At 62.9% G+C, this 18,650-nt stretch carries 18 protein-coding genes; 10 read left to right on the top strand and 8 right to left on the bottom strand.

What is annotated here, in order from left to right; genetic code table 11:
• Positions 1-116: 116 nt before the first annotated feature.
• On the top strand, positions 117-1,007 hold the full coding sequence (locus EDE08_RS38735; protein WP_165936319.1) for a recombinase family protein: 891 nt from the start codon (positions 117-119) through the stop codon (positions 1,005-1,007).
• Positions 1,008-1,221: 214 nt separating this feature from the next.
• Here EDE08_RS38735 and EDE08_RS33795 read toward each other — a convergent pair whose 3' ends face one another.
• The 6 genes from EDE08_RS33795 to EDE08_RS33775 all read right to left on the bottom strand — a co-directional run bounded on the left by EDE08_RS33795 (position 1,222) and on the right by EDE08_RS33775 (position 7,338).
• Positions 1,222-3,375 carry an exonuclease domain-containing protein gene (locus EDE08_RS33795; protein WP_131873596.1) on the bottom strand — a complete coding sequence of 718 codons (2,154 nt, stop codon included), beginning with the start codon at positions 3,373-3,375 and terminating at the stop codon, positions 1,222-1,224.
• Between the two features lie 74 nt (positions 3,376-3,449).
• Positions 3,450-4,169, bottom strand: coding sequence for an SOS response-associated peptidase (locus EDE08_RS33790; protein ID WP_131873598.1), 720 nt, complete (start codon positions 4,167-4,169; stop codon positions 3,450-3,452).
• Between the two features lie 118 nt (positions 4,170-4,287).
• Positions 4,288-4,488, bottom strand: coding sequence for a hypothetical protein (locus EDE08_RS39440; RefSeq protein ID WP_283810587.1), 201 nt, complete (start codon positions 4,486-4,488; stop codon positions 4,288-4,290).
• Positions 4,489-4,495: 7 nt separating this feature from the next.
• Positions 4,496-5,188, bottom strand: coding sequence for a tyrosine-type recombinase/integrase (locus tag EDE08_RS33785; protein WP_283810585.1), 693 nt, complete (start codon positions 5,186-5,188; stop codon positions 4,496-4,498).
• A 6-nt stretch (positions 5,189-5,194) separates the two neighbouring features.
• Complete coding sequence (locus EDE08_RS33780; protein ID WP_131873600.1) at positions 5,195-6,118, bottom strand: tyrosine-type recombinase/integrase; 924 nt, start codon at positions 6,116-6,118, stop codon at positions 5,195-5,197.
• On the bottom strand, positions 6,115-7,338 hold the full coding sequence (locus EDE08_RS33775; RefSeq protein WP_131873602.1) for a site-specific integrase: 1,224 nt from the start codon (positions 7,336-7,338) through the stop codon (positions 6,115-6,117). The genes EDE08_RS33780 and EDE08_RS33775 overlap by 4 nt, the downstream gene beginning before the upstream one ends.
• A gap of 291 nt (positions 7,339-7,629) precedes the next feature.
• Here EDE08_RS33775 and EDE08_RS33770 point away from each other — a divergent pair, with 291 nt between their 5' ends.
• From EDE08_RS33770 to EDE08_RS33725, 9 genes are all read left to right on the top strand, one after another.
• On the top strand, positions 7,630-8,184 hold the full coding sequence (locus EDE08_RS33770) for a sigma-70 family RNA polymerase sigma factor (protein ID WP_165936318.1): 555 nt from the start codon (positions 7,630-7,632) through the stop codon (positions 8,182-8,184).
• Positions 8,181-8,822: an NrsF family protein gene (locus EDE08_RS33765; RefSeq protein ID WP_131873606.1), complete on the top strand. Its 642-nt coding sequence runs from the start codon at positions 8,181-8,183 to the stop codon at positions 8,820-8,822. The genes EDE08_RS33770 and EDE08_RS33765 overlap by 4 nt, the downstream gene beginning before the upstream one ends.
• A gap of 452 nt (positions 8,823-9,274) precedes the next feature.
• Complete coding sequence (locus tag EDE08_RS33755) at positions 9,275-9,772, top strand: DUF411 domain-containing protein (protein ID WP_131873610.1); 498 nt, start codon at positions 9,275-9,277, stop codon at positions 9,770-9,772.
• Between the two features lie 544 nt (positions 9,773-10,316).
• Complete coding sequence (locus EDE08_RS33745) at positions 10,317-10,724, top strand: FixH family protein (protein WP_131873614.1); 408 nt, start codon at positions 10,317-10,319, stop codon at positions 10,722-10,724.
• Positions 10,721-12,163: an efflux RND transporter periplasmic adaptor subunit gene (locus EDE08_RS33740; RefSeq protein WP_131873616.1), complete on the top strand. Its 1,443-nt coding sequence runs from the start codon at positions 10,721-10,723 to the stop codon at positions 12,161-12,163. Before EDE08_RS33745 ends, EDE08_RS33740 begins: the two co-directional genes overlap by 4 nt.
• Positions 12,160-15,345 (top strand): efflux RND transporter permease subunit, encoded by a 3,186-nt coding sequence (locus EDE08_RS33735; protein ID WP_131873618.1) that lies wholly within the window; start codon positions 12,160-12,162, stop codon positions 15,343-15,345. Before EDE08_RS33740 ends, EDE08_RS33735 begins: the two co-directional genes overlap by 4 nt.
• 9 nt (positions 15,346-15,354) lie before the next feature.
• Positions 15,355-15,483: a hypothetical protein gene (locus EDE08_RS39435; RefSeq protein ID WP_283810586.1), complete on the top strand. Its 129-nt coding sequence runs from the start codon at positions 15,355-15,357 to the stop codon at positions 15,481-15,483.
• 185 nt (positions 15,484-15,668) lie between these two features.
• Positions 15,669-16,202, top strand: a complete 534-nt coding sequence (locus EDE08_RS33730) for a c-type cytochrome (RefSeq protein ID WP_502700662.1) — start codon at positions 15,669-15,671, stop codon at positions 16,200-16,202.
• Positions 16,203-16,298: 96 nt separating this feature from the next.
• Positions 16,299-16,910 carry a class I SAM-dependent methyltransferase gene (locus EDE08_RS33725; protein ID WP_131873620.1) on the top strand — a complete coding sequence of 204 codons (612 nt, stop codon included), beginning with the start codon at positions 16,299-16,301 and terminating at the stop codon, positions 16,908-16,910.
• 373 nt (positions 16,911-17,283) lie between these two features.
• Here the strand turns inward: EDE08_RS33725 and EDE08_RS33720 are convergent, their stop codons facing one another.
• A complete protein-coding gene (locus tag EDE08_RS33720) occupies positions 17,284-17,733 on the bottom strand; it encodes a hypothetical protein (RefSeq protein ID WP_131873622.1) in 450 nt (149 codons plus the stop codon).
• Positions 17,734-17,741: 8 nt separating this feature from the next.
• On the bottom strand, positions 17,742-18,119 hold the full coding sequence (locus EDE08_RS33715) for a hypothetical protein (RefSeq protein WP_245524973.1): 378 nt from the start codon (positions 18,117-18,119) through the stop codon (positions 17,742-17,744).
• Between the last annotated feature and the right edge of the window lie 531 nt (positions 18,120-18,650).

Below are 18,650 nucleotides of genomic sequence, written 5' to 3'. Positions count from 1 at the left end.
TCTTTCCCGCCATAGACGCCACCGAACCAATTCGATGGCATCGACCCAATCATCGGCGAGAAGTTGTCCAGTAACATTCTGGGTGAGGCAATGCGAGGGTCTAGTTTAGACGCCGATTGACAAACTACATCGGCAAGACGATCTACAATCGCACCTCGCGACGCTTGGGGCAGAAGCTGGTCAAGAATCCGGATCATGCCTGGGTCCGGGGCGCTGCGCAGATCGAGCCTATCGTGGACCCCGGCATCTTCGCACGCGCACAGAAACTGCTGGCCGAACGGCGCGTGGAGATTCCCGAAAATGAGATGTTGTTGCGCCTGCGCCTCACGCTGCGCCGGCGCGGAAAGCTCAACTCGCGCATCATCAATACGACGCTCGGTCTCAATCACGTCTCGGCGTACGTGAAGCATTTCGGATCGCTGCGGAAGGCGTATGCGCTGATCGGATACGAGTCGCCGCGCGACTGCGACTGGATCGACACCCGGGAGTTTTGGGCTGCCGAACAGGCGAAGCTCGCAACCGAGCTCGCGGAGGTGTTGCGAAACGACCTTGGTCTTCGGCCGGAGCTCGCTCCGGACGGGATCGGCGTCGATGTCGAAGGCAGGCGGGTAGTTTCGTTTCTCGTCGCGAGACGGCTGGCGCGACGGGGAGAGGATCACGCTGCGCAATGGAAGGCCTATCGAAGGCAGATTTCATCGGGCCTCCTTGCCGTGATGCGGTTGGATGCGGCAAATCGCGAGATCGAGGATTACGTTCTACTGCCTGGCTCGCTGAGGTTGGGACGCTACGTCTGGCTCTCATCAGGCTCCCTTCGCCGCCATCGCGGGCGCTTTACAGGGGAAAGGGGGGCACTGTTCGCCGCCATCAAAGCAACGCTGGCAAAGACCACCCGTGCCGCCCTAACCAGCTCAGCACCGCCGAAAAAGCGATCGAGATCAGGCCAGCCCAAAGCCAAGGGCTTCGGCGGGCGGCGCTCACGGTGCGGAGGTACAAAATCGCACCGATGAGAGTGCCGTAATTCCTTCGGAAGTCACCGTTCAGTTTCGCGATCTTGGACAATTCCGAGGAGGTGTCCACGTCATTCGCCATCGGGCTGGCTCCTTCGTCTCGCTAGGACCAGCGTCTTATGAACCACTGTTTTGCCCGACGGAGCAAGACAAATTTCGTCTTATCGGAATTTTTTCCGGAGCCGTTTCCAAGCCACCCCATCGGCTTGAACCCCTAGGCGGCCTCGCCGATATATCTCTCCTCACTCCGCTTCTGATTGATGAGGTTCAACAACTGGGCGGAGGCCCGCGCGTCGCATAGGGCGCGATGGTGATTGTCGAGCAATATGCCGTAGATCTCGCAGAGCTTTCCTAGTCCGTAGGATTTGTGTCCCGGAAAGCGCCGCCGCATCCCGGCACATGTGCAGAGCTTCGGAAATCTGAAGCGACGCCCGATCCGCTCGAATTCGTAGGAGAGGAAACCGTAGTCGAAGCTGACGTTATGGGCGACGAAGATGCCGTCGGCCATGAACTGCATGAAGGAATCCGCGACTTCGGCGAACAAAGGCGCGTCGCGAACCATCTCGTTCGTGATGCCGGTCAGCTGGACGATCTTGGCGGGAATGGAACGCTGCGGGTTGAGGAGAGAGTGCCACTCGTCCACGACCTGGTGGTTGCGGACCTTCACCGCGCCGATCTCGGTGATGCGGTCGCCGTTCGACCATGAGCCGGTGGTCTCGATGTCGACCACCACGTAATCCTGCTCGGGGTCGAAGCGGTAGTCGACCCGACCGATCTCGGCCACAATGCCGGCGTCGCCGAGTTGGCGGAGGCGAGTCAGCTGGTTGCGGCGGATCACGTCCCCTTCGGCCTTGACCTCCATGAAGGACGCCTTGCCGTCCTGAACCAACATGAGGTCGGGAAAGCCGTCTCGCATCCCGCGGAAATCGTCGCACATGCTGCGGACGATAATGGCGATACCGGCCGGATCGGATCCCTCGAGCAGCGCGCGCAGCGCCTCCACTTGCACGTGATCCCAGCTGAAGATCCCGTTCGGGCGGCCCCATCTCGCTGCGACGGTGCGGAGGATCAGCGGGAGGGCGGATCCGGACGCGATGGCCGCTATTTTCTCGTCGATCGTCGCGGCGAACAGCCGACGGAAGCTGCGGTCCTTCAGGCAGTGAGGTAGCCAATCGAACCCGCTGGGCATCCGGGTGCTCTCGAAGAGCTCGTCCCAGAAGAGCAGGCCGAACAGGGTGTGCCACAGCACATTCTCGGTGAAGTAGACCTTCGTGCCTTCGCGCCGCAGCACGCCGGCGACGCCCGCTTCGGGATTGCCGCGATGGGTGTCGTCGACGGTGATCGTGCGGCCGGACCGCAGAAGTTCGGTGTAGAGCCCTGTACGCCAGCCGCCGAACTTGCGGGCATAAAAGTCCGTAGCGAAGAGGTGTTCGCCATCGCTGGCGGGATCGTCGATCATCCGCTGCAGCAGTGCTTCGGCCTCTGTCTTCTCACCCGTGTTGTAGAGCAGGCGAACCAAGCGCTCGTTGCAGTCCGGCGACGGCCCTGCACGGTAGAGCTGCCGAGCGAGATCGCTCTCGCCCGTCTCGAAGAAAAGCCCAGTTTGATACGCGGCTCGGCTGCGGAGATCGGCGGCGAACTCGGTCGTGCAGGCGGGTCCGCCGAGCACGTCGATGGCCGCCCGTCTGTGGGCAGCCTCCGATCCGTCCTCCAGACTGTCCAGAACCTGGCTGTAATGGAACGAGGCCAGCGCCTCCACGGCATCGGTGAAGCGCGCGCTGAACGAGGTCTCTCGGTTGGTGCGTAGGATTCCCAAATCGCGCAGCGCGAAGTTCTTCAGGCTCACCTCGGTCTTACCGAAGTAGAGGTAGAGCAGGAACTCGATCGGTCGCGTCCCGTCGAGCGCGATGAAGTTCCGGGCCCCGCAGTGCTGCGCGGCGACCGAAAAGGGGATGCGCTCCAGATAGTAGTCGATGAACTTCGGCTTCGACCAGGATTTGCGCACATCACCTCGGCCAGCAGCTTGCGCCCCAGTGACGAGGACGTCCTTCGACAGACACGAGACGAAGGCCGCATAGTCGGTCTCGCCAAGCGCGCGGGCGTGACCGGCCGCGGTCAGATCCGATGCCGCCCGCTCGACGTCATCGATCTCGGGGTAGTTGAACAGCGATCGGTTGAATATGGCACCGCGCCGGTTGATCATGCGGACCAACAGGCATCTCGCATCCATCGAAAGCCCCTCGAACCGCCCTATGAAGGCGTGATGCTCCGGACCAAGCACGGGGGCGTACGTCCGCCGCACGAACCCTAGCATTTCGGCGAAGTGGTCGAGATAATAGTAGGGGGGCAGTTGCGGCAATTTGGCCAAGCGGACCTTCGGGGCAGAATCGTTCGTTCTATTTTTGTTCGAGGGCCACCCTCAGAGTCAAGCGCCTCGACAGGCTACGGGTGACAAGAGCCGTCCATCGGCGCCGTGGCTTCCTTCACGCCGCGAGCGACGATCCGGAGCGTCTTGTCCGGAAGAGGCCGCTGCAGCTTCAGGGCTTCCTCGGCGGGCGCGGTCATCCAAGTTTCGACCTCATCAGGTGTCGTCAGGATCACCGGCATCGCCTTCGGATGGATGGCGCCGACCTCGGCGTTCGGCTCGGTCGTGAGGAACGCGTAAAGGTCGTTGGTGGTCTCGCCCTCCCTCACCTTCCGGACCGATGTCCAGTTGGTCCAGATGCCGGCGAAGCACAGGAGTGGGCGGAACTCGTCGAGCGCAAACCAGATGTCGCCGCCTTCGGCCTTGTTGAATTCGGAGAAGTTGTTGAACGGCACCACGCAGCGGTTCTCGACGCCCAGCCAGCGCGTCCAGTGCTTGCTCTTGACGTTGCGGATGTTGGTGGTTCCGGAATCCGGCTCCATCCGGAGCAGCTCCTTGAAATCGACGGTCTTGCCCTTGGCCTGCAGCTTCTCGGCGCGCTTCTTCGTCGCGTCCATCAATGCCTTCGACGACGACGGCATACCCCAGCGCGCAGTCGCGAGCTCGCGGCCCTCGGCACCGGTCCGGACGATCGGTGCCCTATAATCCGGAAACACGCCGGGCATCGGCGCGAGGTTGCCGACGTACCGGTTGACGACGCGGAACAGCGAGCTGATGGCCGCCTGGTTGGTAGTGATTGAATAGAGGTTATGCCGACATCGGCATAATCTCTACTATGCCGACCTCTGAATTATGCCGACCATTGGCCCAGAACGGGCTTAGGGGCGGCGATCGCTGCGATGGAAGTCGGCATAATCACAGTGCCTCCAGAAATGCGAGAAGCTTGTCGTTCGGTCGAAAACGACCGGGAGTGGCGACCGCTGGAGCTGTGGCGGCCAGTGCGCGTTCCTTTAATCCCATATCAGCGTGTAGGTAGATGTGGGTGGTTTCGACCTGCTCATGGCCGAGCCAAAGTGCTATCATCGAAGTTTGAATTCCTGCCCGCAGCAGTCGCATCGCGGCGCTATGACGCAACACATGCATGCTGATGGTTTTGTGTCCAGGCGCGGGTGGCGATCTGAACGTATTTGGCGAGCCGATGTTCGACGGCGTCACGGCTGAGTGACGTCCCCGACTGGGTGACGAAAAGTGGCTGCGTCGGCTGACCAGCGCGCTCGGCGAGCCAAACACGCAGGAGGGCAACCATACCCGAGGTAATCGGTGTAACCCGCAACTTCCGTCCTTTCCCCATGCAACTGACATGTGCGCCAGTGCCGAGATGAACATCGCTGATGCGAAGGCCGATCAATTCTGACGCACGCAGGCCCGTTTGAGCCGCGAGCGTAAGCAAGGTATGGTCGCGCCGCCCCGTCCAGGTCGAGCGGTCGGGCGCGCGGAACAGCGCATCGAGTTCCGGTTCGGTCAGGAAGGTGACGAGCCTTCGGTCGAAACGCTTGCTTGGAATGGCGAGCACGCGCTCGATTACGGCGGCATGCTCTGGATGTCGCAGCGCTGCGTACCGGAACAGCGAACGGACGGCCGCAAGTCGAGCGTTGCGGGTGCGCGCACTATTTTCCCGCTGCTTCTCAAGATAGTCGAGGAAGGCGCCGATGAGCGGCGCATCAAGATCGCCGATGTCCAGCTTCGACGGCTCGACGTCCTTCCTCGCGGATGCGAAGACGAGCAGCAGCCGCAGCGTGTCCCGGTAGGCCGGCAAGTGCCGTCATGCGGCACCTCCGAGGTGCCGCTCCAAACGATTACCAACCAACGTCAGCAACTCTGGCGCAGCCGAGAGATACCAGTATGTGCTGACGGGATCGACGTGGCCGAGGTAGGTCGACAACAACGCGATCCGGTTCCCCGGCTCCCTGCCATCTCGATATCCGTCAAGGATGGTATTGACGGCGAATCCATGCCGTAGGTCATGCAGCCTCGGACGGCATGACGCCGAGCGCGGCCTGAGGCCGGCGCGGTCGACAATTTGACGAAAGACGGGCTGGACACTCATGTAGTGGAGCCTAGTGCCAACCGTAGTGACCAGCAATGCTTGAGTATTCGACGAGTTTCTCGGTCGGTCGTCTCTACGCAGATAATCAACCAGTGCGACCACGGTACTTGGATGTAGCGGCAATTGGCGAGACTTGCCGAACTTTGCGTTCCGAATGGTGAGTAGTCCAATGATGGGGTCAAAATCGTCGCGGTCGAGAGCGATGGCTTCCCCGACTCGCATTCCGGTCACTGCAAGCAAAGCGATCAATGTACGAAATGTCGCCACTCGATGCGGTGTCCGCAGCGTCCCGGCTGCGGCAATGAGAGCCGCGATATCCGACTCCGAATATAGGTAAGGCGTGGCTCGGCCTTTTTGCTGCACCAGCAAGTGGGTCGGGGGCACCTCGGTCGCGGGATCGATCCCGCGCAGGTGATTGGCGAAGCGGCGAACAACGGAAAGGCGGGCAAACGCCCAGGTTCGACCGCCCTGAGGGAATGTCGCCCAAGCGAGCGCCGTCTCGGTTGTCAGATGTTCTTCGCCGCGATCCTCGACGAAGGTGAGAAACTGACCGAGGAGTTTCTCGGCTCGATAGAGCTTAAAGCCGAGGGCCCGGCGAACCGCAAAATAGTCTGCGAGAGCCTTGCGGAGAGCGTTCATGCCTCGTCTCCCGGCCAAGGACGGGCGATCGACCGCAGAGCATCGCGGTCAACCTTGGCGTAAATCGATGTCGTAATGGCGTTGCGGTGGCGCAGGAGTTGTCCGATCTCGGGCAGCGAGGCACCGCCGCGTAGCATCAGAGTCGCCGCGGTGTGACGCAGCCGGTGAGCATGGATCGGTTCAAAGCCGCACCGTTCGGCAGTGTGGCGAACAATCTGCGTTACCGCGCCGGTGGTGAGAGCATGATGCGGAGCTGTGATCCGTGCAAACACTGTGCGGCTTTGCGTGCTTGCGGGACGGCCGTAACGCAAGTAAGCCGCAATTGCTTTGCCGACGTCCGCGGGCAAAGGCAATCGTTCGGTGCGATTGCCTTTGCTGTGGGCAATCACGATCTCGCCGGCTCGCCAATCGATGTGCTCGAGTTGCAGTTTGGCGACTTCGCCTGCCCGCAAGCCCAGGCGAACAAGCATAGTCAGGACCGCGAAGTCACGACACCCGCTTCGGGTGCTGGTGTCGCAGGAAGCCAGAAGGCGCTGCACTTGGTCAGAGGCCAATCCCTTCGGCAATCCGGTTAATCGCCGACCGGGAACGGTCGGTACCGCAGACACCAACGACCGATCGATAGCGCCGTCGACGTAAAGAAAGCCGAGTAGTGATCGAAGGGCCGTCACCGTCAGCCCGGCCGTCCCAGGGCTGAGGCGGGAGCACTTTATCACCACATAGGAAATAACGTCCGCCGCTGTCAAACTTCGAAGGTCCAGAGCAAGGCCGTCCGGCAAGACCCTGGTTTGAATGAAGGGACGCGTCAGTTCAATATACCTGGACGCTGACGCATCCTTGATGCCACGTTCAAGTATCAAGTAACCTCGGTATCGCGCCAGGGCCTCTTCAAGCACTCCGCTGGCGGGAGGCAACAAAGCCGCAGGTGCGATCCCAAGACCGCGCAGGTATCCGAGGATCGGCTGCATCGCTCTGATAGAGCGAAGAAAACTGTAACCCGCTTCATGACGGCTGCGCTGAAACCGCTCTACTTCCTTTGCGGATAGTTCCCCTACATTGAGCCCCTCTCTCACAAGCCAATTGCTCAGGTGATTTAGCAGCAATAAATGAAAGCGGGCCTGCTGTGGGCCATAGCCTTGTCGTGTCATGTGGTCGGCAAACCCAGTCGCGAATGCCGAAAGCGGACCCGAAACCCTAACTCGTGACAGATCAATCAACATCAAAGCCTCCTTTCGATTGGCGAGAGGGAGGCTATACGCTGTAGCCATCAATCGGATTATGCAGACTCCATCGCAGCGATCGCCGCCGCCTGAGCCCGTTCTGAGCCAATGGTCGTCATAGCAGAGGTTGCCGCAAACGATCGGGTCGCTTGTCGTTTCAGATGCCTGAGGCGGGCCTGATGCTAGATGCGGAAAATTGACGCTGCCCCGCGTGGTTCCCGGCAGTAAGATTTTGCGGTCGGGCTGTAACCGAAACGACGGCGTAACCGAACTTAGACATAGATGGCGAGCATGACAGCGGAAACGGAGCTGAAGGAGCTTATGCTCGCCAGTCAGGAGGGTGACGCGGCCGCGCATCGAATGCTGCTTGAGCGGCTGAGCCGGCATTTGCGCGCCTATTACAAAGGCAAGCTCACGAAGCTCGGTCGAGGTGCAACGGAAGCGGAGGATCTGGTTCAGGAGGCCGTCTTGGCCATACACACGCAGCGACATACCTATGATCCGGCAGAGCCGTTGACGCCCTGGGTGCACGCGATTGCGCGCTACAAGCTGATCGATTTCCTGCGCCGGAACCGGGCGTCTGCGGCCGATGTGCCAATTGACGAAGCCGGCGAGCTCACGGCGCGGGACGATCACGTCAGCGCAGAGAGCAGCTTTGACCTCCGGCGTCTACTAGAGCGGCTGCCGGAAAAGATGGGATGCGCAATCGAGGCCGTGAAGGTGGACGGCCTGAGCGTAGCCGAAGCCGCAAGAAGGTGCGGGATTTCGGAATCGAGCGTGAAGGTCAATATTCATCGTGGATTGAAAGCCTTGGCGACGTTGATCGCCCAGAGAGCGCGAACATGAAGACAGACGAATTGATCGCGGCACTCAGCACGAATGTCGAGCCGGTCAATCGGCGGCTGGTCAATCGGAACGTGGGCATCGCGCTGGCCGTCGGAATTGTGATTGCGATCGGGATTACGTTCACCGCGCTGGGCGTGCGTGCCGACTTGGCTACGCCGCGCGCCGCGATTTTCCTGTTCCTGAAGCTCGCGTTCGCGATCGGAACGGCGGGCGCGGCGTCTGTCTATTTGGTGCGACTTGCCCGTCCGGGAGGGGAGCGAAAAGTTTCGCCGGGACTCGCCGCGCTACCGTTCGTGGCGATCCTGCTGCTCGCCGGCGTCCGTCTTGGACAGGCGCCTAGCTCGCACTGGGACGAGATGGTGATGGGGAAAGACTGGCTTGAATGCCTCATTTCCATTCCGGTCATTGCCGTCGTTCCGTTTGCGGTCGTTATCTGGGCGGTGCGGCAGGCGGCTCCGACCAACCTGGTGCGCACAGGCGCGTTCAGCGGGCTTGTCGCAGGTGGTGTGAGTGCGATCGGCTATGCGCTTCACTGCACCGACGACTCGTTGCCCTTCGTCGCGCTCTGGTATGGCGGCACGATCGTGCTGTGCACGCTCGCGGGCGCAATCCTGGGGCCGCGGATCCTGCGCTGGTAACCCCTCTCACGTCGGCGTGAGCTTGTAACCGTCGGACGATTGGCTCCGAACTCCTCATTAGAAGCGCAACGCATGCGTTTCAGCAAAATGATGGAGCCGGGACTATGTTGACGAAAAGCCTTCTCGCAATCACGCTTCTGACGGCGTTGTCCGCGAGCGCCCAGGCGGGCTCGACGATTTCCGACAGAAGCTATTGGCCAGACGAGGCCAAGCAAACTGCGCAAGCCAGAACCACCGTCCTGCCGCGCAGTCCATATTCGGCGTTCGCCTATGATCGCGGAACGTTGGGATATCAGTCCGCAACCCCTCCGATGGCCGGTGAATCCCCCTGGCGCTATCAGGGCGGACCCAAATCCCGCTAGTTTCCGTGGCCGACGTCGCTGATTGGCCCGTAGAGGGATCGCGGATACAATAAGGTCCGCAATCCCTCTACCTTCTCGAAGAGGCGTCTGATGACTGACCAAAAACGAAGCGCCGAGAAGGACGGCTTTGCGCGACGATCCTTTTTGGCCCTGATCGCTGCCGCGACGCTTGGAGCAGCAGCTCGCCCCGCCGTTGCCGCTGAATCCGTGATCAAGGTCCACAAGGATCCGAACTGCGGCTGTTGCTCGGGCTGGGTACAACACTTGCGCGACGCAGGATTCACGGTCCAGGTGGACGATGCTTCCGACCTTCCGGGCGTCCGGAAACGCCTGGGCGTCCCGGCCGATCTGGCCGCGTGCCACACTGCAGAGGTGGATGGCTACGTCCTTGAGGGACACGTCCCAGCGCCGGCGGTGCGGCGGCTGCTGACGGAGCGACCGAAGGCTTTGGGGCTTGCCGTACCCGGCATGCCCGTAGGATCGCCCGGGATGGAAGGTGGACACCCGCAGCCTTACGCGGTCGTGCAGTTTGGACCGGCAGGTCGGACGACGTTCATGCGTTTCGTCGGCAAGGAAGCCGTCGGCTGATCGTTTGAAAAGGTTTAACCACCAGGCGCCAGGCTCGCGCATTTGTGAATCGGGGCACTTTCCAGCGTTCCGCCCCTGTGAGACTGTGACACGATGAATGCTCGCCGCTTCCTCAGGTTCCCGCTCGCGGTCCTTGTGACCGTGGGACTGACGGTCGCGCCGCTTGTGACACCGGCGGCGGCGGGGCATTCAATGGGCGCGATGCAGATGGCAGACGCGCAAGACATGCCGGATGACATGGCGTGCTGCCCCGACAAGCAGAACAGCAAGCAATGCCAGGACTGTCCTCTCATCGCGATCTGCATGTTGAAGGTACTCCAGACTGGGCCTTCGTCAGGGACGGTAAGCATAAGGCAGCCTGTGCGTGAACTGCTTCGGCCGCGCGATGAAATGATTGCCGACGGCCTGACCCGCCCCCCTCCAGACCAGCCCCCTCGATCGATCGTCTGACCGGCGCTGCGGCGCCGGAACGCTGGCGCGCGTCCATCGCGCGCATCTCGCATGCCGCTTCGGCGGTTCAACAGACGTTCGAGGAACAGACATCATGAAGATCTCCACTGCTGCGCGCGGGTTGGCCGCCGCGCTGGTCGGCCTTTCGCTTACGGCAGCGCCGAAGTTCGCCTTCGCCGACATCAAGGACTACGAATTCCAGCTCGTCGAGCCGACGGTTCAGACCGGCCCCGAGAAGGTCGTGACCGTGCGGCTGGTGAACAAGAAGACCGGTAAGCCGGTTCCGGATGCCGTCATTTTCGCGAGCCGATTGGATATGGCTCCGGACGGCATGCAGGAGATGGTCACCAAGGTGACCTCGATGCCGGGGACCGAGCCCGGCACATACCGGTTCAAGGCCAACTTCAGCATGGCCGGACGCTGGCAGCTGTCCCTTGGCGCCAAGGTACAGGGCGAGACCGGCACGGTCGAAAACAAGCTCGTCGTCACGGCGAAGCAATGAGGCGCGCCATCGCGATAGGTGCGGCCGCTGCGATTTGCGCAGCGGCCGGCGCCGGCCTTTACGTGGGCGCGATCCCGCGCGTGAATCCGTTCGCCGGCCCTTTGACGTCTGTCGCCGCGGCGGCCGAGGTCGGTGCGACGATCTACTATCAGGATCCGGACGGGAAGCCGTTCTATTCGCTCGAGCCGAAGAAGACGTCGGATGGGCGCGCCTGGCGCGCCGTGCCCGCGCGTGCCGATATCAGCTTCGAGGAGCCCGAGGAGGCGCCGGCGCAGACCAAGGCGGCGGACGCGAAAGCGGAGCGCAAGATCAAATACTACCGCAACCCGATGGGGCTGCCCGACACCTCGCCGGTGCCGAAGAAGGATTCGATGGGGATGGACTACATCGCCGTCTACGAAGGCGATGACACCGACGACGGCTCCGTGAAGCTCTCGCCGGGCAAGATCCAGCGCACTGGAGCCAGATCCGAGCCGGTCGTGAAGCGGCCCGTGACGTCGCTGATCCGGGCTCCAGGGACCGTCCAGGAGGACGAGAGGCGCGTCTCGGTGGTCGCGCTGCGCTTCGAGGGATTCGTCGAGAGCGTGGCCAACGTGACGACCGGCGATCACGTTCACAAGGGGCAAGTCCTGATGAACGTCTACAGCCCGGCGTTGTCGAGCGCCGCCGCCGAATATCTCTCAGCCTTCAACGCCGGCGCGACCGGAAAAGAACTGAAGGGCGCACGCCGCAGACTGGAGAACCTCGCGACGCCGGAGGCGGCGATTAAGGAGCTCGAACGCACAAAGGAGATCTCGCTCTCAATTGCGTGGCTTGCACCGCAGGACGGCGAGATCCTGGAGCGCAACGTCGTGCCCGGCATGCGTGCCGGGCCCGGAGACGTATTGTTCAGGATCGCCGACCACGGCCTGGTTTGGGTGCTCATCGACGTCGCGGAGCGCGACCTGCCGCAGATCGCCGTCGGCACGAAGGTGACCATCAGGCCACGCGCGCTCGTCGGCCAGAGCCTCAGTGGCACAGTGGCGCTGATCTATCCGCACCTCAACGCCGCGACGAGAACAGCGCGGATCCGAATCGAGGTGCCCAATCCCGACGAACTGCTGCGGCCCGAGATGTACGTCGATGCCGAGATCGAAGCCGGTACGCCGGGACCGGTGCTGGCGGTGGCGGAGAGCGCCGTGCTCGACAGCGGAAGCCGCCAGGCTGTTCTGGTTGACAAGGGGGAAGGCCGGTTCGAGCCGCGTGAAGTGAAGCTCGGCCGTCGCGGCGGCGGCTTCGTCGAAGTGACCCAAGGCGTGTCGGAGGGCGAGGCCGTCGTCACCTCGGCCAATTTCTTGATCGACGCCGAGAGCAACCTGAAGGCCGCGTTGAAGGGGTTTGCCTCTCCCGAGGGTACGCAACCTGCCCAATCGGTTGGCAGCACCGGAGCGCGCCCATGATCGCCCGCGTCATCGCCTGGTCCGCCCGCAACCTACTGCTGGTGCTGTTCGGCACCGGCTTCGCCGCTGCGGCCGGAATCTACGCGCTGGTCCACCTGCCGCTCGACGCCATTCCGGACCTCTCCGACACCCAGGTCATCGTCTACACGGAATATTCCGGTCAGGCGCCGCAGGTGATCGAGGACCAGGTCACCTATCCGCTCGCAACGGCCATGCTCACCGTGCCGAAATCCAAGGTGGTGCGCGGCTTCTCCTTCTTCGGAGTCTCGTTCGTCTACGTGATCTTCGAGGATGGCACCGACATCTACTGGGCTCGCTCGCGGGTGCTCGAATTCCTGAACGCCGCCACGGCGCGCATTCCTGCCGGTGTCACGCCCACCATCGGTCCGGACGCCACGGGAGTGGGTTGGGTCTACCAGTATGCGGTGGTGTCGAAAGAGCTGAACCTCGCAGACACGCGCACCATTCAGGACTGGAATCTCAAATTCGCGCTGGCCAAGGCGGAAGGTGTCGCCGAGGTCGCGAGCGTCGGCGGTTTCGTCAAGCAGTACAACGTGATCCTCGACGCGCAGCGGATGCGCGACCTCGGCATCAGCATGCAGAAGATCCGGGACGCGATCCGCGCCAGCAACGCCGATGTCGGCGGGCGTACGGTCGAGCTGTCGGAGTTCGAATACGTCATCCGGGGCCGGGGCTACCTGAAAAGCATCGACGATCTCGGCAACATCGTCCTCAAGACGGACAAGGGCACCCCGGTGCTGCTGCGGGACGTCTCCCGCGTCGAACTGGGGCCGGACGAGCGGCGCGGCATCACCGAACTCAACGGCGAGGGGGAGGTCGCGAGCGGGATCGTGCTGCAGCGTTTCGGCATGAACGCGCTGGACGTCATTGAAAACGTCAAGAAGCGGTTCAAGGAGATCGCCACCAGCCTGCCGAAGTCGGTCGACATCGTGCCGGTCTACGACCGGTCGAACCTGATCTACGCCGCCATCGACACGCTCAAGCATACGCTTGTCGAGGAGAGCATCGTCGTCGCGCTGGTCTGCGTCGTGTTCCTGCTGCACGTCCGCAGCGCGCTGGTCGCCATCCTGATGCTACCCGTCGGCGTGCTGATGGCCTTCGGGGCTATGAAGCTGCTCGGCATCGGCTCCAACATCATGAGCCTCGGCGGCATCGCCATCGCGATCGGCGCCATGGTGGACGCCGCCATCGTCATGATCGAGAACGCCCACAAGCACCTCGAGCGCGCGGAACCGGGCAAGCCGCGGATCGCGATCCTGATCGAGGCGGCCTCGCAGGTCGGGCCGGCCTTGTTCTTCAGCCTGCTGATCATCACGGTATCTTTCATGCCGATCTTCACGCTGGAATCGCAGGAAGGGCGGCTGTTCAGCCCGCTCGCCTTCACCAAGACCTTCGCGATGGCGGCGGCCGCGCTGCTCTCGGTGACCCTGGTGCCGGCGCTGATGGTGATCTTCGTCCGGGGACGAATCGTTCCGGAGCACCGCAACCCGATCAACCGTTTCCTGATCTGGATCTACCGCCCCGTCATCAAGGGGGTGTTGCGCGCGAAGACGCTTGTCATTCTGCTTGCGCTCGCCGCGCTCGCCGTCACGGTTTGGCCGGCCCGTCAGCTCGGCACCGAGTTCATGCCGAACCTCAACGAGGGCACGCTGCTCTACATGCCGACGACACTGCCCGGCATCTCGGTCACCAAGGCCGCCGAACTGATGCAGACCCAGGATCGCCTCATCCGCTCCTTCCCCGAGGTCGCGTCCGTCTACGGGAAGGCGGGCCGGGCCTCCACGTCGACCGATCCGGCGCCGACCGAGATGTTCGAGACGGTGGTCAATCTGAAGCCCAAGGAGCAGTGGCGGACGGGTCTCACCATCGATGGCCTGATCGCAGAGATGGACAAAGCCCTGCAGTTCCCGGGCGTCTCCAACGCCTGGACCATGCCGATCAAGGCGCGCATCGACATGCTCTCGACCGGCATCCGGACCCCCGTCGGCGTCAAGGTGATCGGCACCGACCTCGTGGAGATCGACAAGCTCGCCAAGCAGATCGAGCAGGTGCTGCGGACCGTGCCCGGGACGTCGTCCGCCTACGCCGAACGAGCCATCGGGGGCTACTACCTGGAGATCACGCCGGATCGGTCGGCGCTCGCGCGCTACGGCATCATGGTCCAGGACGTCCAGGACACCATCGCGACGGCGCTCGGGGGGCAGGCGGTCACGACCACCGTCGAGGGCCGGCAGCGCTTCACGGTCAACATGCGCTACCCGCGCGACCTCCGGGACAATCCGAAGAAGATCGCAAGCGATGTCCTCGTTCCCATGCCGGCCGGCGGCGCCGTCCCGCTCGCAGAAGTCGCGACCGTGCAACTCGCGCGCGGCCCGACGTCGATTCGGACGGAGAACGCCCAGCTTGCGACATACATCTACGTCGACATCCGGGACCGCGATCTCGGCGGCTACGTCGCGGAGGCGCAGCGCGCCGTCCAGGCCAGCATCCAGTTTCCGGCAGGCTACTACGTGGTCTGGAGCGGCCAGTACGAATATCTGGAACGCGCCATGGCTCGCCTGAAGATCGTCGTACCGGCGACGCTGCTCATCATCTTCCTGCTGCTCTACCTGAATTTCAGGTCGGTGACGGACACGATGATCGTCATGCTGTCGCTGCCGTTCGCGCTCGTCGGCGGGCTTTGGCTGATGTGGTGGCTGGGGTTCAATCTCTCGGTCGCGGTCGCCGTCGGCTTCATCGCGCTCGCCGGCGTCGCTGCCGAGACCGGCGTGGTGATGCTGATCTACCTCAACCAGGCGCTTGCGGAGATCAGGGCGCGCCGCGCCGCCGAGGGCTGGACATTGAGCCGGATCGACCTCCGCGAGGCCATCATGGAGGGCGCGGTCGAGCGCGTCCGGCCGAAGATGATGACCGTGGTCGCCATCATGGCGGGACTGCTGCCGATCATGTGGAGCACCGGTACCGGCTCGGAGATCATGCAGCGGATCGCGGTGCCGATGATCGGGGGCATGATCTCTTCGACCCTGCTCACGCTGATCGTGATCCCGGCGATCTTCGGCCTGATCAAGGGCTTCCGTCTGCCTCCTGCTGGGAAACCACGACTGACGGCGAAGTCGAACGCGGTCGTCACGAAATTCCGAGTCCCGGAGCCTGCCAAATGAGGTGAGCCGATGATGCACGATATGATGTCTGGAATGATGGGCGGCATGGCGCTGATCTGGGTCCTGGTCGTCGTCGTGCTCGCGCTGGGCGCGGCCGCGCTGATCAAGTACCTGTTCTTCTCAGGCCGAGGAGATTGATCATGCATCGCATTCTACTTGCGGCCCTCGCTGCTGTCCTCGTCTCGCCGCCGGCTCGCGCGCAGGACAGCGTAGCTCGCGGGGAGCAGGATTTTCGGGCCTGTGCAGCATGTCACTCGCTCGAGTCCGACCGCAACATGACGGGGCCAAGTCTTGCAAACCTATGGGGCAGGAAGGCCGGCAGCTTGCCGAGCTTCGAACGCTACTCCGACGCCCTGAAAGCTTCGGGGATCATTTGGGATGACCGCTCGCTGGATGCCTGGTTGACAGACCCGGAACGCATGGTGCCGGACAACGCCATGCCGTTCGAGGGCATCAAGGATGCGCGCGCGCGCGCCGATCTGCTCGCCTTCCTAAAGGAGGCGACCAAGCCAGGTGCAGCGCCGCGGCAATCGGCGCAAGGAATGAGTGGCATGATGCGCGGTGGCATGATGGGCGGAATGATGGGAGGTGGTCGCGTTCCAAATCTGAGGAGCATTCAAGCTTCCGAGCGCGTCACTGGCATTACTCACTGCCGGGACACCTATCGTGTGACTACGGCCGACGGCAAGACGCGCGCGTTTTGGGAACGCAATCTCCGGATCAAGACAGATTCCAGCAAGGACGGTCCGGAGAGCGGGGCTCCGGCCATCGTGCCGGCCGGAATGATGGGCGATCGCGCCGATGTGATTTTCGCGGCGCCCGAGGAGATCAGCAAGATGATCGAGCCGCGGTGCTGAGCCTTGCCGGCATCCCGAGCGGCTCGGTTCGGGCGCGTTGGCGGTGCACACTCCAATCGTCTCCGAAACCGCGGTTACAAGCTCCGGGAGCGTTCGATGGGTTTCTACAACGACTTGGTGCTCCCGAGGCTTCTCGATCTCGCGATGAGCAACAAGCAGCTCCTGCCTTTTCGCGAACGCGTGATCAGTGCCGCCGGGGGTCGCGTGTTGGAGATCGGCGTTGGCTCGGGCCGCAACCTACCGTTCTATCGTTCGCCGGCGAAGGAAATATTGGCGCTTGAACCTTCTCCGAAGCTGGTCGCCATGGCTCGCGGAGCCGTGCATGCGAGCTTGCCCGTGCAATTCCCAGAAGCTTCCGCCGAAGCCATTCCACTCGACGATGGCACCGTCGACAGCATCGTGACCACCTGGACCTTGTGCAGCGTTCCGCAGGCTGCTGTAGCGCTTGCCGAGATGCGTCGGGTGCTTCGCCCCGGCGGCAAGCTCCTGTTCGCCGAGCATGGCCTGGCGCCTAGTGCGAGCGTGCGTTGGTGGCAGGACCGCTTGACGCCGCCATGGCGGCGCATCAGCGGCGGCTGTCACCTCAACCGTCCGATCGGCTCACTCATCGAGGATGCAGGGTTTCGGATCGACCGGATCGAGACCGGCTACATAGCGGGACCGAAGCCCATGACCTTCATGTACGAAGGCAGCGCCCGGCCAGGCTGATTCAAGCTCGCGCGACGCATGGAGCGGTTCTGGCCGATCTGATCGTGCGTTCGGTCCTCCATATCCGCGGCAAATACGACGGACTGAAGATGGCCGCATTCCTGTTCGCCCCACGCTGGAGATGTTGGGAAAGATGAACCGACCGGCCGAGCGGCCCGCCGGTGGTTTGCCCGCACGGCGGACATCGCGCAACTGGCCGCGACGGCTCCAGCGCTCGCCACTCCCGGTCGTTTTCGACCGAACGACAAGCTTCTCGCATTCTGGAGGCACTGTGATTATGCCGACTCCATCACAGCGATCGCCGCCGCCTGAGCCCGTTCTTAGCCAATGGTCGGCATAATCCAGAGGTCGGCATAGTAGAGGTTGCACATCGTCAGGTCTCCGGAGCGGCCTGGCGAGGGCGCTGCGCCAACTGTAGCAGCGTGGCAGCAGGTCGGCGATTGGTCTTGGCGCATTTGCTGCAGCGAAGCCGGCTCGCCAGATCATGGACGAACGTGGTCGGCGGATGGCGCAGCGCAGCCAGATCCACGTCGCGCTTGTTCTTGCAACGCGAGCACTCGATCTCGAGCCATGAATAGGTCCCGTTCACGGCTTGGTCGATCGTGAGAGACGGATCGATCGGACCGCCGTCCGCCCACATCCGCTCATTCCAGGACTCGCAGAGAAGCCTGTCGGCCTGCCGGATCAGGGCCTCGCCTTTGGCACGGGCTTCGGCCGACTGGGCTGCCAAAATCGAGGTCATCGCCCGAGCCTTGCCGAGTTCCTTGGCCAGCGCCTTGCGGTCGCCTCCGGAAAGCGGCGTCGGGTGATGCTTAGGCGCCATCTCGGCGCCTACTCGAATTCCGGCCAGCAGCCGTCTTCCTCATGCCGCCCGGTCGGGACCCTGCACGTATTGTCCAGCAGCCGCTGGCCGACGTCCTTCCAGACCGCGTCCGGACCGTACAGCCGGGCGGCGTCCGCCTTCTGAATCTCGACGGTCCGGCCGCAGCGCGGGCAGGCGACCCGCAGCACGTGCTGGGGAATTTCGTCCAGCCGCAGCGCGCGGCCGGATGCACGGGGGGCGGGATTGGCCCGGTCGGCGCAAGGGTCGTCTAGGAGCGCCTGCCAGTATTCAGGCGGCAGGTCGTCGGCCGGCGCCAATCCGCGCGCGGAAGGCACCTTTCTGCCGACGGCGGCAGCCATCTTCTCCATTTGGGCTTTGGTCGGCATGCGCCAGCTCGCGGGTCGGTCGCTCATCACCGAACTAGAACATAAAGAGAACAAATGTCGAGTCCGCTTGGATGATGGAACTCGAAAGTGGTCCTAGTCGGGATGCCAGCTTGCCATGTCCTGTGCGCATTCGGGGCACGTGTCGCCAAATTCGTCGAGAACATCTCTTATGAGAGCCACGGCGGCTCGATCTGGCTGCGGGCCTATGGGTTAACGAAGACTTCTCGCGCAGCGGACGGATGGATGGTCGGAAAAAGGAAGGCGCCGAAACGGGGAAAGCGAACCCCCCAATCGGGAACAGGGTTCAGTTTCTGACGATGATGCATCCGGACGCGTGATCGCGGACATCAAGCAGGCTGCGAATGAAGAGCACAGGGCCGCTTGGGACATCTTGGAGCAGGCGGCGAGGGAGTTCTTGAAGCGAAGGAAGAGGCGCTCCGCAGGCAGTGGGCGGGCCTAAATCCCGCTGCTAAGTCAACACGATAATATCGTCGCGCTTATGGAAAGGCGTGGAAACGGGAGGGACCTCCC

Origin of the sequence: Bradyrhizobium sp. R2.2-H (assembly GCF_004346455.1) — a bacterium.
GTDB classification, from domain to species: Bacteria; Pseudomonadota; Alphaproteobacteria; order Rhizobiales; family Xanthobacteraceae; genus Bradyrhizobium; species Bradyrhizobium diversitatis.
The sequence above is the reverse complement of the archived record's forward strand: the minus strand, read 5'-3'. Positions and strand labels throughout refer to the sequence as shown.

Coding starts and splice junctions, on each gene's coding strand:
- EDE08_RS39440 (WP_283810587.1), bottom strand. CDS start 4,488: ATGCGACTGCTGCGGGCAGGAATTCAAACTTCGATGATAGCACTTTGG.
- EDE08_RS33780 (WP_131873600.1), bottom strand. CDS start 6,118: ATGAACGCTCTCCGCAAGGCTCTCGCAGACTATTTTGCGGTTCGCCGG.
- EDE08_RS33775 (WP_131873602.1), bottom strand. CDS start 7,338: ATGTTGATTGATCTGTCACGAGTTAGGGTTTCGGGTCCGCTTTCGGCA.
- EDE08_RS33770 (WP_165936318.1), top strand. CDS start 7,630: ATGACAGCGGAAACGGAGCTGAAGGAGCTTATGCTCGCCAGTCAGGAG.
- EDE08_RS33765 (WP_131873606.1), top strand. CDS start 8,181: ATGAAGACAGACGAATTGATCGCGGCACTCAGCACGAATGTCGAGCCG.
- EDE08_RS33755 (WP_131873610.1), top strand. CDS start 9,275: ATGACTGACCAAAAACGAAGCGCCGAGAAGGACGGCTTTGCGCGACGA.
- EDE08_RS33745 (WP_131873614.1), top strand. CDS start 10,317: ATGAAGATCTCCACTGCTGCGCGCGGGTTGGCCGCCGCGCTGGTCGGC.
- EDE08_RS33740 (WP_131873616.1), top strand. CDS start 10,721: ATGAGGCGCGCCATCGCGATAGGTGCGGCCGCTGCGATTTGCGCAGCG.
- EDE08_RS33735 (WP_131873618.1), top strand. CDS start 12,160: ATGATCGCCCGCGTCATCGCCTGGTCCGCCCGCAACCTACTGCTGGTG.
- EDE08_RS39435 (WP_283810586.1), top strand. CDS start 15,355: ATGATGCACGATATGATGTCTGGAATGATGGGCGGCATGGCGCTGATC.
- EDE08_RS33725 (WP_131873620.1), top strand. CDS start 16,299: ATGGGTTTCTACAACGACTTGGTGCTCCCGAGGCTTCTCGATCTCGCG.
- EDE08_RS33720 (WP_131873622.1), bottom strand. CDS start 17,733: ATGGCGCCTAAGCATCACCCGACGCCGCTTTCCGGAGGCGACCGCAAG.
- EDE08_RS33715 (WP_245524973.1), bottom strand. CDS start 18,119: ATGCCGACCAAAGCCCAAATGGAGAAGATGGCTGCCGCCGTCGGCAGA.